Source organism: Prevotella sp. P2-180 (genome assembly GCF_002251435.1).
Taxonomy (GTDB): domain Bacteria; phylum Bacteroidota; class Bacteroidia; order Bacteroidales; family Bacteroidaceae; genus Prevotella.
The window spans coordinates 158,090-172,351 of record NZ_NPJI01000110.1; the positions used below are offsets into that span (position 1 = coordinate 158,090).

At 39.7% G+C, this 14,262-nt stretch carries 14 protein-coding genes; all 14 read right to left on the reverse strand.

Features of this window, described 5'->3' with window-relative positions; translation table 11 throughout:
- Positions 1-316 precede the first annotated feature (316 nt).
- The 14 genes from CIK98_RS15890 to CIK98_RS15955 all read right to left on the reverse strand — a co-directional run bounded on the left by CIK98_RS15890 (position 317) and on the right by CIK98_RS15955 (position 14,250).
- Positions 317-1,471 (reverse strand): ATP-binding protein, encoded by a 1,155-nt coding sequence (locus CIK98_RS15890; protein WP_094385966.1) that lies wholly within the window; start codon positions 1,469-1,471, stop codon positions 317-319.
- Between the two features lie 223 nt (positions 1,472-1,694).
- Positions 1,695-2,246, reverse strand: a complete 552-nt coding sequence (locus tag CIK98_RS15895; RefSeq protein WP_094385968.1) for a hypothetical protein — start codon at positions 2,244-2,246, stop codon at positions 1,695-1,697.
- Positions 2,243-2,854 (reverse strand): ADP-ribosylglycohydrolase family protein, encoded by a 612-nt coding sequence (locus CIK98_RS15900; RefSeq protein ID WP_094385970.1) that lies wholly within the window; start codon positions 2,852-2,854, stop codon positions 2,243-2,245. Before CIK98_RS15900 ends, CIK98_RS15895 begins: the two co-directional genes overlap by 4 nt.
- Positions 2,855-2,887: 33 nt before the next feature.
- A complete protein-coding gene (locus CIK98_RS15905; RefSeq protein WP_141210572.1) occupies positions 2,888-3,448 on the reverse strand; it encodes a hypothetical protein in 561 nt (186 codons plus the stop codon).
- A gap of 203 nt (positions 3,449-3,651) precedes the next feature.
- A complete protein-coding gene (locus tag CIK98_RS18405) occupies positions 3,652-3,813 on the reverse strand; it encodes a hypothetical protein (protein WP_172409995.1) in 162 nt (53 codons plus the stop codon).
- Between the two features lie 62 nt (positions 3,814-3,875).
- On the reverse strand, positions 3,876-4,052 hold the full coding sequence (locus tag CIK98_RS18410; protein ID WP_172409996.1) for a hypothetical protein: 177 nt from the start codon (positions 4,050-4,052) through the stop codon (positions 3,876-3,878).
- A gap of 70 nt (positions 4,053-4,122) precedes the next feature.
- Complete coding sequence (locus CIK98_RS15920) at positions 4,123-6,981, reverse strand: calcium-translocating P-type ATPase, PMCA-type (RefSeq protein WP_094385978.1); 2,859 nt, start codon at positions 6,979-6,981, stop codon at positions 4,123-4,125.
- A gap of 3 nt (positions 6,982-6,984) precedes the next feature.
- Positions 6,985-7,422, reverse strand: coding sequence for a hypothetical protein (locus tag CIK98_RS15925; protein ID WP_094385981.1), 438 nt, complete (start codon positions 7,420-7,422; stop codon positions 6,985-6,987).
- 26 nt (positions 7,423-7,448) lie between these two features.
- On the reverse strand, positions 7,449-8,414 hold the full coding sequence (locus CIK98_RS15930; RefSeq protein ID WP_094385983.1) for a DUF4407 domain-containing protein: 966 nt from the start codon (positions 8,412-8,414) through the stop codon (positions 7,449-7,451).
- A gap of 26 nt (positions 8,415-8,440) precedes the next feature.
- Positions 8,441-9,079: a hypothetical protein gene (locus CIK98_RS15935; RefSeq protein WP_094385985.1), complete on the reverse strand. Its 639-nt coding sequence runs from the start codon at positions 9,077-9,079 to the stop codon at positions 8,441-8,443.
- Positions 9,080-9,209: 130 nt separating this feature from the next.
- A complete protein-coding gene (locus tag CIK98_RS15940; protein ID WP_094385987.1) occupies positions 9,210-10,238 on the reverse strand; it encodes a PrsW family glutamic-type intramembrane protease in 1,029 nt (342 codons plus the stop codon).
- A 5-nt stretch (positions 10,239-10,243) separates the two neighbouring features.
- Positions 10,244-11,740 carry a helix-hairpin-helix domain-containing protein gene (locus tag CIK98_RS15945; protein WP_094385989.1) on the reverse strand — a complete coding sequence of 499 codons (1,497 nt, stop codon included), beginning with the start codon at positions 11,738-11,740 and terminating at the stop codon, positions 10,244-10,246.
- A gap of 11 nt (positions 11,741-11,751) precedes the next feature.
- Positions 11,752-13,200, reverse strand: coding sequence for a PP2C family serine/threonine-protein phosphatase (locus CIK98_RS15950; protein WP_094385991.1), 1,449 nt, complete (start codon positions 13,198-13,200; stop codon positions 11,752-11,754).
- A gap of 3 nt (positions 13,201-13,203) precedes the next feature.
- Complete coding sequence (locus tag CIK98_RS15955; protein WP_094385993.1) at positions 13,204-14,250, reverse strand: TerY-C metal binding domain-containing protein; 1,047 nt, start codon at positions 14,248-14,250, stop codon at positions 13,204-13,206.
- Positions 14,251-14,262: the final 12 nt, after the last annotated feature.

Genomic DNA, 14,262 nt, shown 5'->3' on the forward strand with positions numbered 1-14,262 from the left:
CGGCAAAGATACATCAATAGTTTCATTTCTGCAAGGATTTTCCAAACATTTTGAGATAATTCCCCGATTATTAACAAACCCGGGACAGAGCGGTCGGGACAGGGGACATCGGGACAGGGGACAGGTCATATCATTTCTTGGGTACTATCGCTCTTCAACTCATTCTGTTCACCCATTAGCAAGTTTCGTAAGAATATTTCTTTTCGGTGTCAAACTTTTTGAGGCGAGGGTCTAACGGTACAGGGAGAAATAAAATCCCTGTGTCTCTGTGACTCTATGTATAATAAAAAAAGTCGTGCCCCTGTGTAAAGGGAATCTAATTTGGGGAAAAGACTCTTTCTCTTAGCCATAGCGACAGGATGGGGTCGCACATCTCTATTCTCTTGGCGGCCACCGTCATGATTAGGTCTTTTTCGGTTAGGGACTTTTTTAATCTTGTAATATTTGCCGCAGTGCCAAGATGGTATTTGCTGAGGACTGCTGATTGGGTAAAGCCCGTGTTGACGCCCTCAATTATCGCCCTAAGGAAATTCATTTGATATGACGACAAATCTTCTGTTTGCTGTATAAACAATGGCTCGCATGAATCAAGCAGTTTATTTACTGCATATCTTAAGTCTTCTTCGGTTGCCGTGTCTTGAGTTTTCAGCCATACAAACCACGCCAACTGCTGAACGTATGAAGAGTATCTGTCGGTGAGTTTGCAAATCTCCTTGGCAATGCTTTCCGAGATATGCTTGCCCGTAGCCTCAAATCTTGCGCATATAAACTTCACCCAATCCTCTTCGGAGATTTTCTGCAGGTAAATTATATCACCAAAGCGGTAGAATGGGTAGCTGTGATTCTGGAACATTGTTTCCATAATGTGTTTCTTGCTTCCGTAAAGACAATAGGACACTCGTTTTTGCAGTTGCCATACACTTCGGAGCTTCTTTTGGAATGTCAAGGAGTCCTGAAAGTTGCCTATCTGCTGAAACTCGTCGATACACACGACTATCCTATATCCTTTTTCCTCTGCGATTTTCTCAGGCAATGCCAAAACATCTTCTGTCGTGGTGTTTGATGCATTATATTCCAGTGTTACCGAAAAATCATTTAATGGGTCTTGGCCAAAGCTAATCTTAGGTACAAATCGGCTTAGAAAGACCTTGGCATTCTCAATCCACTCCTCCCAGCGGTTAGATGTAGCCCTTACAACTGCTGTGGCAAATGAGTTGATGAAATCATACTCAGAACGGCAACTAAAGGCATCAATGCGTGCAATTCTGACTTCAGAACCGTCTGTCAATGAGCATACTTTATCCACCAAAGATGTTTTTCCCATACGGCGTGGAGAAATAAGAATAGTATTCACGCCATATTTAAAATTCATCTTCAATCTTTCTGTTTCGTCTCTACGGTCGGTAAATGTTTCGCCTTCCACTCTAACTCCAAAGACAAATGGAGCTTCATCATTCCTTCTATTTGTCATAATGCCATTTTTTGGCTGCAAAGATACGCTTTTTTATCAAATTAAACAAGGTTGTTTAAAACAAAGTTGTTTAAAATGTATAAATTGATTTGTCGAAATCCGAAATTAAATACAGTATTACATCCGAAAGGGCAGGATACTGACCTGTCCCCTGTCCCGCTTGATGTTATTACTGTTCTGAACCTGTTTATTAGATTCCGTATCTGCTTTTCCTTTGCAAGTATCAGAACCTGCTTACATTCTGGCTCGTCTGTCCCATTACAGACGCTATTTCCTTCTTTGTCAAGTTTTTCAAGAGAGAATAGTACAAAGCAGAGGCTTGTCCTGTTGTCAAACCGCTGACGATATCATCAACAAATGGCAGGCTCACACCAAACTCTTCATTAATCTCCTCCCAAGGTGTAGAAAGGCAAAATGTTGACTTTCCCATTTGGTCAAGCGCCCTTCCAGACAATCGGAAAGCCTCTCCATCCGATACATTGACATTACCATCAAGGAACTCAGTCATACCAATACCAACAGAAAGCCTTACATCGCACATAACAGAAAGTATCTTTTCTGTCTTGCCCCTTAAGCCAACCCGAAATAAAATAGACACGACTAAAGAATCCGACGGATTGTCAACGACTATTTGTATGCTGTCACCTCTGAAATAATCATAACTTACAGAATACGACTGCTTAATGTCATCAAGCACCGACGACATACATTCAAGCAAGCCAGCCCTCTTTTCTATAGGGATGGAAGTGGAATCCACAATATCCCCTGTAATCACTCCTTTGATTCGAGGAAACTGAGAAGCGCTGCAGGTACACTGCCTTGGCAGGATGAGTCAAAATAATAGCCTGGTTTTATCTCTGAATATGTCTTGTCGCTCCAATCGGGATAATACTCATCAAGAACTTTTTCCTTAATATACGACTTGTCATGACCATTCATACAATAATGAATAGCCAATGATGTAGCGACAGCACCTTTAATGCCTTCGGGATGGTCATGCGTGGGCATGGCTGTCTCTGTAGCCAAACGTATGCATTCGTCTTTTGACTTTGCCCAAAAGCCTGCTGCCGACACTCTCATTGCACTGCCGTTTCCGTATGAACGATATGATGGAGGTATGCCTTCAGCATCCAACCATTGTCTGAAACGACCGCCATAACCTCGATGCCTGTCTGCCATGCACCTTTCCTTTAGAGTCTGTGCCATATCCTTGTGATTCAACAAGGCATCTGCACAAGCAAAAGTACAAACAGTGTCATCACTATAGGTATTTTCAGGCAGGAGCAAATTGACAGAATCATAATCCTTTGTCCTGGTTCTCCTTGATTCGTATGGTTTCCCCGATATGTCGCCAATGGCGGTACTTAACAATAAATTTCTCATCTTACATCAATTATTTCTTCAAAACGTATTATCTTATTTTCTCTCCAACTCATTCTTCATAATCTCCATCTTGGTGTCTTCAAAATACTTTCTTGCCATGAAGAACCATTGAAGATATTGTGTAAGATAGTGTTTCAAATTTGGAATATAGTCATTGAAAAGGAATGTAGCCTGAGAGTGGGTATATAGACGATTGGTTTCGTTATTTATGGCATAACACATGGTTATGATTCCCTCCTGATTGGTGTAATTTATTGACTTTGACACTCTCGATACCTCATCAAGATCGTCAAGCTCTATTTCTGACCAGAAAGGATCCCAAAGCGTGATGAATTCACTGTTGTCATCTATGTTGATGCTGAAATTCTGACCTTGATACGTAAAGTCCACTCGGGTATTTTCCTTTTCATCTACTACTGGCTCGCAGTTCATCTCATTGAGTGTATTAATGAGAAGAGGCTTAATGTCTTTCTGTCCAGTATTGGATACTGGTGATGATATTGAATTATCATCGTCAGAATTCTTCTTTGCGAATATAAACATATAAGTGGCAAAGCCTGTAATAAATCCGACAATAACTAAAAACAAATCCATATCTTCTATTATTTTAAAAGTTTCACTATAAACCATATTCTACCGACACCCCTGTAGGTTAGTCATTGGCCTCGGGGATGGCAGTGGCGGTAAGACCATTGTAAAGATAAAGAAAATAAACGGAAGTTATATATATTTGAATTAGTTTTAACACTAATTTAACGTAAACCATCAGTAACCCCCGTATTGTCGTGTTGAGAATGTTACACTCCGTAGCATAGAGCGAGGCTATGTCGGCACTGAACCATATCCATGCCTGTAACCAATTCTTCCATTGTACCGTCAGTATCATACCAGAAGATGTAGCAGTGTTTGTCAAACTGCTTGCTGAGCACATTTTGTATTTTTATCTTGTTTTCGGCCATGCTTAATCTTTAACTTTATACAACTGATTGGGATGGTTTTAACTTTTTCTTTCTTACAAGATTTATCTACCGAACAATGCTTTCAATAGCATATTGCCAATCTTTCTCTCCACTCCTGCCTTCGTTGTAGGGATTCCTGTCTTTTGACTAATCTGCTGTTTCGCTTGTGTTATTCCCAATGCCCTCTTCCATGAGAATGAAAGGCCGGGAATCCCTGTATTTGATTTTCTTCCTGCCATTATTATGAGTTTTATCAGGAGTGGAGTGTCAAAATACATCAACACTCCACCCCAAAATGATCACATACTTTTATTTACAAATCACATTTGAACATGAAGACTTCTTTGTGACAATATGCCATGCCTCTCGTACCCAAAGGACAAGCGAAGAACCAATAATGATTATTATCCAATCTTGCCATTTTAATCCGCAGACATTAAAGAAATCTTGCAGCATTGGAATTTCTACCATAATAATTTGTCCAAAGAACACTACACCTACAATAAGGAGCAATCCCTGGCAACCCTTGAAATGTAATGCACTGCGGCCAGTCTCAAATGCACGAGCGTTGAACAGATAGAAGAAGTGAGTCATAACAAATGTAGTGAAAATCAATGTCAACTCGTATGTACTCAATCCGTCACGCTCACCAATATGCAGATTAAGTAAATCTGTCATACTTGTATATTCGCCATGCTCAAATATAAAGAGCATCGCAATCAGCAAGAAGAAGAAAAAGAATCCGACTCCTGCTATATTGATACGCATCGAACGGCTAAGAATTGAAGATTTTCTGTCTCTTGGCTTGTCTTGCATCACCTTTCTCGATGGAGGCAGTGACGCCAAGGCAATAGCAGCAAATGTATCCATGATAAGGTTTATCCACAACATCTGCGTTACGGTCAATGGTGACTCTGTTCCCATAAATGCGCCAACAAGCACAAGGAAACATGCAGTCACATTTACGGTAAGCTGGAACAACAAGAAGCGTTGGATATTCTTATAGAGCGAGCGTCCCCACATAACAGCATTGGCAATCGTCGAGAACGAGTTGTCCTGAATTGTCATATCAGATGCCTCTTTTGCAACTGCGGTACCATCACCCATTGACAATCCTACATCTGCTACATTTAACGCAGGAGCGTCGTTAGTTCCGTCACCTGTAGCGGCAACAACGAGTCCCTTTGCTTTAAGCAATCTAACCAAACGCTCTTTGTCATTAGGACGTGCACGAGAGAGTATCTTAATATCTTCTGCACGAGACAATATCTCCTCATCTGTCATGGCAGCGAACTCACTTCCCGTTATGATATTCCTATCAGTATCTGAGTTATTCCAAAGCCCTATTTGCCTACCTATTTCCTTGGCTGTTCCTGTCGTATCACCAGTTACGATCTTTACCTGTATACCGGCATCGATACAATCCTTTATTGCGGCAGGGACCTCCTTGCGAACAGGGTCGGAAATTGCGAATACACCCACGAATGACAGGTTTGCAATATTCAACTTTCCATCCTTAATGATTTCCTCATCACCAATTACTTCCGCGTATGCCAATCCAAGCGTGCGCATTGCCTTATTCTGGTATACAAGCAACTCGTCGTTATACTTTTTCTTCTGTTCATCCTTCACATTTGATAAGGATAACAATATCTCAGGAGCACCCTTGACAAACACAACCTTCTTGTTTAATACAGCAGAATTGACAACAGTAGCCATATACTTGTTCTCTGTTGAGAATGGCAGACGGTCGATGACCTTGACGCTTTCACGTATGTAAGCATAATCAATACCCTTGCCATTAAGCCATAAGAGAAGTGCACATTCCGTAGGATTACCAACTGTCTTGATATTCTTCCTGTCAGTAAAGTCAAGGTTTGCTGTCGTATTGAGTGCAACCATCTCTGCCACCAGTTCATCTGACACATCATTAAGGTCACACTCAGCTACCTGCATTTTGTTCTGCGTCAAAGTACCTGTCTTATCTGTACAAATCACAGAAGTAGCACCCATTGTCTCGCAAGAATGCATTGTACGTGGTAATGTATTCTCTTTCATCAGTTTACGCATACTGAATGCCAAACTTAAAGTAACGGACATCGGCAATCCTTCTGGCACAGCAACCACGATAAGTGTAACAGCAATCATTATTGTATTGAGAACGTATGTAATGAAGCTAATCCAACCATCTCCCGATGAGAAATTGGCATCACCCATGTAGAAATAAATACCTATACGTCCTACAACGATAAGTGCTGCAAATACATAACTTAACTTGGTTATCAAGTCAGCCAGTCCATCCAGTTCTTCACTCAATGGAGTAGAACCACCTTCTTCCACCTGTGCTGCCTCAAATACCTTTCCACATTCAGTGGAGTCTCCAACCTTCTTCACCTCAGCAGTACAATATCCTTCAAGAACAATCGTACCTTTCATTATCTGATTAGTAGGATATGTTGCCTCCTCATCAAAATCTTCAGGATTTGTGGATTTATAAACCTGCAACTCACCTGTAAGCGACGATTCGTTCACATTGAGGTTTAGTGACTCAAGCAATTCACAGTCTGCAGGAATCTCCTCTCCAGCCTCAACAAGCACGATGTCGCCAACAACAACATCCTTGCGAGGCACTTGGCATACGTTACCATTACGTATAACCTTAACGAGAGTGTCATCATTAACTTCATTTAGGCTTTGGAATGTCTTCTCGTTTTTCCTTTCAAGGAAGAACGCGATGCTTGTTGCCAATATCAACGCCACAATGATTCCGATTGGCTCAAAGAATGTCTTGAATCCGATACCCACCCAAGCATATTCATAAATAGATATGCCCATAGACAGGACAAAAGCCATAATAAGGATTTTGAAGAGGGGGTCGCCAAAACCTCCGAAGAATCCCACTATCAGAATCAATAAAGTGGCAAGAGTAATAATGGCTGGCATTGACCAAATTATGCCACCCATACTGCCACTCAACACTCCAGCAGCAATCACAGACGATACTACCATCACAAACATCGAGATGGCAATCCAATGAGTACATGCCTCCTTGAGAGTATCCCAAAGAGTCTCTTTCTCTGGCGGTGTCAGAATGTTGACACCATGCTTTCTACGGCTTTCGAGCACTTGGGCATCGGTTAAGCCAACGTAATGTTTTTTTTCTTCCATAAATCAAATATTGCTTTCAAATTCTTTTTTAGATATGGTAGGACCAAGCCCTGAGCCTCCACCATGTTTCGAAACTGTTATCTTAAACGTTATTTCACCTTGACTCCATCTTTCAGAAGTCGATGTTACTGAAAAATTACCACCTTTATGATAAGAAGCCCTTCCACTTATCATCGCTTTTATTTTCATCTTATACGTTGCAGAGCTATAGAAGTCAACTGTTTCACTTGAATATGGCGGAAGAGTAACTGTTGAATACAAGCCTCCTTGCAACTTAAGGATTTTCACCGTCATGTGATACCCCGACTGATTTCTAAATGTCATTGTTGCATTAGACTTCTGTGTGGTGTACGTTGGAAGATCGTAGTCTCCAAAATAGTTTTGTGCAGACGCGCTTATTGCGAACAACAACGTTGCTATAAATAAAAATGTATATTTCATAATTAAAACTCTTAAAAATATTCAACTTATGTATTAATTCTCGAGAATGCAGCCTCAAATTGAGCTATCCTTACCCTCTGACTTCCAACTATAGCCTTTTCATAGTCACATTCACTATCAACCATCTTGCTGACGACAACAAATAGCTCAAGACTCATTAGCAAGACAAAGAACACTATATAGAACACTCCAGCTAAAGGGCGATTTGTTATTATAGTCCACATTGCTTCAAGTTCTTCAAGAAATCCTACGTTTTCCTGACATTCCGTCCTAACAGTCTCTTCTACTGTCTGCTTTTTCTGATGCCATTCCTTTTCTTCTGCCGACAGTGACAACACCTTTTCATTATTGCTCTTAATGACCTCCTGCTTAGGGTTGGGCACTTGGTTAGTTGTAACCGAAGGGTTGTTAACGGTTTTTATTTTGCCATCCACAACCAATTTCTGTTGACTTATTGTTGCCGATCTTTGGATAATCCAAGGATTTGCATTTACATCAGCTTGCAATTGTGCATTGACCATTTCCAACGAGTCTTTTTCAGCTTTAATATATGCCAGTTTTCCATCAATAATTGAAACTCGTTTACCCATTAGATCTGCAACTTGCAATTCAATTTTATTTGCCATCTGCTTATCAATGTCTTTTCCAAACATTGTTTGATCAAAGATTGTTGAGCCTACGATAGCCATAACAGCGGCAATAATGCCCCTAAACAGCATTAACTTAAATGACTTTTGGTTGGTCAACAATATTTGGCGTTCAATCATTATCACAATCGTAACGAACAACAATGACACTATACAGCAAGCCCATACAGGCAATCCCATATATCTTTGAGCAAAACAGAATCCTGTTATACTCCAAACAATCATTAGAATCAGCAATGCAGATGTATATTTACTCAACTGACTTCTGCTCGCCTCTGAACATTGTGCAAGGACGGTTGAGTTCCATCCCGTTAATATGCAACCAAACTTTGACCACCAACTCATAATTCTCAATTTTTTAACATTAATAATTAGGCTATTGAAACTTTTCGTACAGCTACATCAGGATTATTATTCATAGTAGCATTTACGTGATTATTTCCAGTGTTGCTCAAAGCAATGGTAGCTATGCCTCTCAAAAAACCACATTCATAAGACTGAAGTGGAATAGAACTTTCATTCGCATTATTGCGAAAATCTTCTTCAAGACGACGCAGTTCTTCCTTATGGCTATCAATAAGAGTTTTCTGTTTCTCTAATTGAGAAATAGTAGTCAACAAACCTGCGGCACTACATGTATCTATACGCATTTGCAAATCCTGTCTCATTACGTCATAGTTGAGATTGATCTCGCGAAACACCATCAGAATTTTGTTCTTAATTACATTCTTGTTCATATCGCGGAATGTCAGATCACTCTTGAGCATCGCATCCTCGAATCCCTTCTTTTCATAGTTCTTATGGAGATAGCCATAAACGACATCAATAGGCCAACCTGTTGCGTATGATACTGTCAAAGGTTGTTCGGCTTTATTATCACCACCTTTCTCATCTGCCATTTCTACAGATGTTACACTTTCCTGTGAGTCTTCTGGCTCAACTACTGGCAAAGAAACTCTGAGAGTATCTTCTGCACCATTCTTTTGCTTAAAGAAATCAAATATTCTCATAATCTAAATTATTAAATTGTTATTTTTGATGGTGCAAAATTACTCACTTTTTATCAATGATAGTTGAAAACCACAACATTACAATTACGTTTGGTAATATGCAAGTGATAAGGGTTGCAATATTCTATTCTCAATTTCGAAGCTTAGATTGGTAGTTCACTCCCTGTTTCAAATACACAGTCAAAAGCATTAAACCCAATACGACTACTGCCAGATGAACAACAGGAATGTTAGATACAGAATCGTATATACCATGTATCAACATCGGTATAGATATTGCTAATATCCATAATCCTCTACGATATTTAGGGTATAGCTGTGCAAATGCCAAGAAATATCCCGCAATTCCACACCAACAAGCATGAAGGAATGGCAAGCTCGTTAGTCGTGCAATATTCAAAAAGAAAGAAACATCATACGCTTGTTGAGCATTAACTGTCATCTGATACTGTACACCCTCATATACTCCAAAAGCGATGCCAGACATCAAGCCATAGAATACCATCGTTTGAGGAATTAATGGTTCTTTCGCTTTTCGTATTATTATTAAAAGAGGTAGCAATTTTGCAAATTCTTCTGTTAAGCCAACCCCAAATGTAAATCCAATAATATTTATTGGGAATGGACTTTCAATGAATTCATAAAAAGGATTCAAATTCGGCAAGCCTAACAAATCCCACGCTATGAAAACACATATTTGAGTTAGGAAAAATACAGTAATCGTAGTACTTAATACAACTTGTTGTGTTTTGAAACTCGCATAAAAGAACAAGCCCCATATTATTGAAAAATAGAGCGACACCTCATAGAATAAGAAGAAACCACCTAATGGAATATTCATTATTACCATAGGGAGAAGTCCTACCAAGGCCAATATTAGGAAACGCTGATCGGAAATAAATTGTTTAGAAAACATAGCAGTCTTGGGGAATATTAGTTCATAACCGATATGTTTTAGTTGTGAAAGAATATTCCCCTTATGGACAACATTTGCCGTCAATCTTGCTCGTTTCAGATAGAATCCTACTGTATGCTCTACCGTATCGTTATCTGCTATTGCCTTATCTTGTAGCAGTATCTGCCCTTGATTTACATACGACAGAAGTGTTTGTTCCGAATAAGGACCAAAACGTTGAGAATTGCGGATTACGAATATCATCTATACTAATTTTTTACCAATTGTACTACAACTAATCTTCCTCCCTGCCCTTTGTCAAGTAGAATCTGGCGACCATCGGTGAGAGGCACAAATCTACCTATAGCTATAGGTTTCTTCTCCGTTACATCATACATATCAGGCAAACGACGGTTAATGAGAATCCACTGTCCATTATGGAAATGGAAATCACCTACAGGCTTCTTGTCCTCCGCACTAGTCTTTTCATTAGCCGATACAAGGTTGTTGGAGTGCCATTTATATAATGTTTGTTTGTCATACACCATCAGGCGATAGTTCTCCGACATATACTTGCCATGAGATGGTGCATAATAAAAGTTGAGGATTGGCAATTGTCCTTTATACTCCTGTCCGCAGAATGGACATTTTGGTTTAGTCGTATTGTCAAATACATACCAATGTGCCTCGCATATTGGATTCTGACAAGGTTGCACCAAATCGCAAGTCTTTACTAAAGCCACCTCCCACTCTTGTGCTGTAGGACGAGCTGATGGATTGTGTAAGCCATCAATAAAAGCCCTATCAAACAATTTTTTCAAATAAGGACCACAAATAGTATATGGCAATCTGTTAGGATCACCTTGGGGTAATTCTGCCTTACCTAATTGGTCCGGTTTGACTCTATTTGTCTTATCTGTAGGATGTTCTATAAAAATGGCATTAGAGCCATACCTCATATCGTCATCTTTTTGAGGGTCTATATCCCAAACCTTTCCACCATCCAATGGATGACGATTTAAAAGGAAAGTATATATCAAGACTGCAAGCGCATGTTGGTCTGTTGTCCTTTTAGGCAAGTTCTTCTTTGGATCATCCACTTTTAATGTTTTCGTAGCTAAAACCTCAGGTGCTATAAAACCTGGAGTTCCAACCACTTCTGGTGGGAATTTGCCAGGAACAACCAATCCATCATCGTCTATAATACAAGCACTGCCAGAAAGAGGATCTACTAAAACATTATTATACGACAAATCAGAGTGAGCCAAACCTGCTGCATGAATACGACGCATTCCACGCGCAATTTTCAAGCACATATGCAAACGACTCAGGAAAGTTCCTTTTTGGTCAATAGGAACAAAACGGTTGATAAGCTTAGCAGAAGAAAACCATTTGCCATTCTTCTCTTGACCATTCTTTATGAATGGCCAAGTGTCTGCCACTCCTGAAAAGAAATATCTTTTGTCATAGAATGGAATAACAATACCCGTCAATCCTTTCCATTCAACCATTTTTGTTGGCCATGCAAAAATATCTTTCCAATATCCTCCATCTGAGTTTTGAATGAATATTTTTTCCCGATATATACCTACAATATTTTCTAATCGTGCCTTATCATTGGCATTTGTTGGTTTTCTATAAAATGCGACAACGTATGTCTTATCAGTGGAGAAATACACATCCTTTACTCCACCCTGAGCCTTTATTTCATCATAAAACTCAACTGTAGAGCCATCAGAGGCGGTCAATGTTACTTTATTTGCCATATCATGCAGAGTTAATATAATATTGCTATTGTTCTATCATCATGATTACCAGGAGCCCAAAAATCCAACCAGTTTAACAACTGGTCTTTTGCTGCCTCGTTGTCGTCAATTAGTTCTACTGGGAACTCTTTGTTGTGTGTCAAGTCATCCCACAAATCATCCCACTTATCTGGATTGTTCAAATTAGCATCAGTCTCAAATTTGGGATCACTAACTCCATCTGTCATCATAAAAAGAGCTGTAAAGTCAGGTACAATTCTGCATTTGAGTCGCTTAAAAAAGGCAGAAGAATCAGTGAATATGTCAGGCATTGTCAAGAATCGTGTTTGACCTGCATATTCCCCCTCGTCAGGTGTACCCAACAAGGTTGCCGTATGGCTATTCTTATCATAAAGACATAATGCTCCATCACCGACCCAAAATGATGCGACAAACCAACCAAATTCGAATTTCTTACATATAGCAAGCAACAATGTAGTGGCATAATCCTTAGGGCGTGCCCCCTGCATTTTTGCCTCTTCGTTAATAGCTTTATGTGCCTTATATGCAGCATTCCCGACAATCTGATAGACATCACTACTTATCATCTTTCCTGCTTCTTGTGAGCCTTGATCCAAATGCCACAGGTTAATGTCATCTTCAAATTTCTCACAATGCTCGAGTTCTGCCTTGCAGTGCGAAATTACAGTATCACATGCAATTCTGGAACCTTCACGAGAATATTTTGCAGATCCTGCACCATCCGCTACTGCCATAACATACCAATTGGTATTTTCATCATGATATAGTTTGAAATGGTCATCTCTTGGCTTTCCTTCCTGGGCATGAGAGCGTCCACGCTTACTTGCTGCAACGATGTCCTTCTGAGGTGTTCCATCTTCTAAACTTTCTACAGAGACATACTCACATTGGATGTCATCCTTCTGATATCTTGGCTCTGGCATACCAGCCCAATCCACAGGCTGATTCTTCCACAGTTTGCGAGGGTCTTGATTTATTACAAAAGATATTTTTCTTTCAAGCACAGGATGATTCTCTGGTAACATCACACCTTTATACCCATAATACATAGTGAGTTCATAGGTAGATTCTGGTATTCCTCCTGTCTTTTTTCTCATAGCTTCAAGAGAGGGAGTTCCACTAATAGCAAAACTCCTCTTATCCTCTGAGACTGTAATTTCCAACCCATGTTCTTCCTTAGATAACCCCTTAACATCATAAATCTCTACGTTTGCATTGTCAGAAGGAACTGCTACAGTGCAATCGTATGGGGTATTTTCCTTGGCATTTGGCAAGTTGAATGCTATTGCATTTACTTCATTCTTTATAATAAGCACTTTATCCATAAGGTATGAATTATACTCATTCCACATTTTTTCAGAAAGGAACTTTACAAATCCCTCTGAACGCTCATTCGATTTTCCATCGAAAAAATAATCAATAATCGATTGTATATCCATATACTAACCTTTTCCTCTTGTAATACTCATTCCGCCAGCTTCAATTGCTCCTAAAGTTCCTTCCATTCCACACCAAGGGCATGCTGTCGTTTGACCATCTGAGCACATTATACCGCCACACTCACATACGACCACTCCAAGTTGGTTGCCGCAACAAGGACAAGTGGGAACACCACGAAGAGACATTACATTAATATTTCTGTCAGATTTACTGTCACATAAACTGTTATAGATTTCTTCATCCACTGGATAAGCTCCTACCAATCTATATTCGGTTCCTTTCATTTGTATGTCTTCCAAACCTTCTATGTCTGTAAGTCTTTTGGCATACTTAACCAAATATGTCTTCTTTGTATTAGAACATTTACCGAACAAAACCACAAAGTTTTCATCAATGATACAACGTTCTGTTGTGTCAACCTTCTCAAGGTTAATACTTGATGTTGGAGCCAACTTAACTTCATCATCACCCATATCTGTAACGGACACACTCGTTGCTTTTATTGATGCTGTAACCCATTTGAAGAATGACTTAAATGAAATAGAATCAGTTGCTTTCAGTCTTAATACATTGTCAGAAACCTTTCCTAATATATGTGTGTCCGCATTATCGCCAATTGAAATAGCTATAATATTCGCTGATTTCTTATACTTGTTATTCCATCGAGCGATTGCAACAGTAGTATCATCCGTTGGAGTTCCGTCTGTAAAAAGGAATATTATTGGTTTCCAATCCCCTTTCTGTTCAAGTGTTGTCTTTACAAGTTCCTTATCCATACTGTCCATAAGGAAGTTCAAAGCCGCTCCCAAGGACGTTCCACCTCCTATTGGGAATGTTTGGGGATAGAACTTGTACAACTCCGTCAATGGAGATATACATTTCGCCTTGCCTGCAAAAGCAATTACTGAGATAAATGCTGTTTCAAGAGCATACGGATCTGTACGCAACTCCTGTACTATCATTCTCATGCCATCCTGCACTTGCTGAATGGGTTCGCCGACCATCGACTCCGATACGTCAACGAGGAAATATACTGGTAATCGTCTCATGATTTGTTTTTC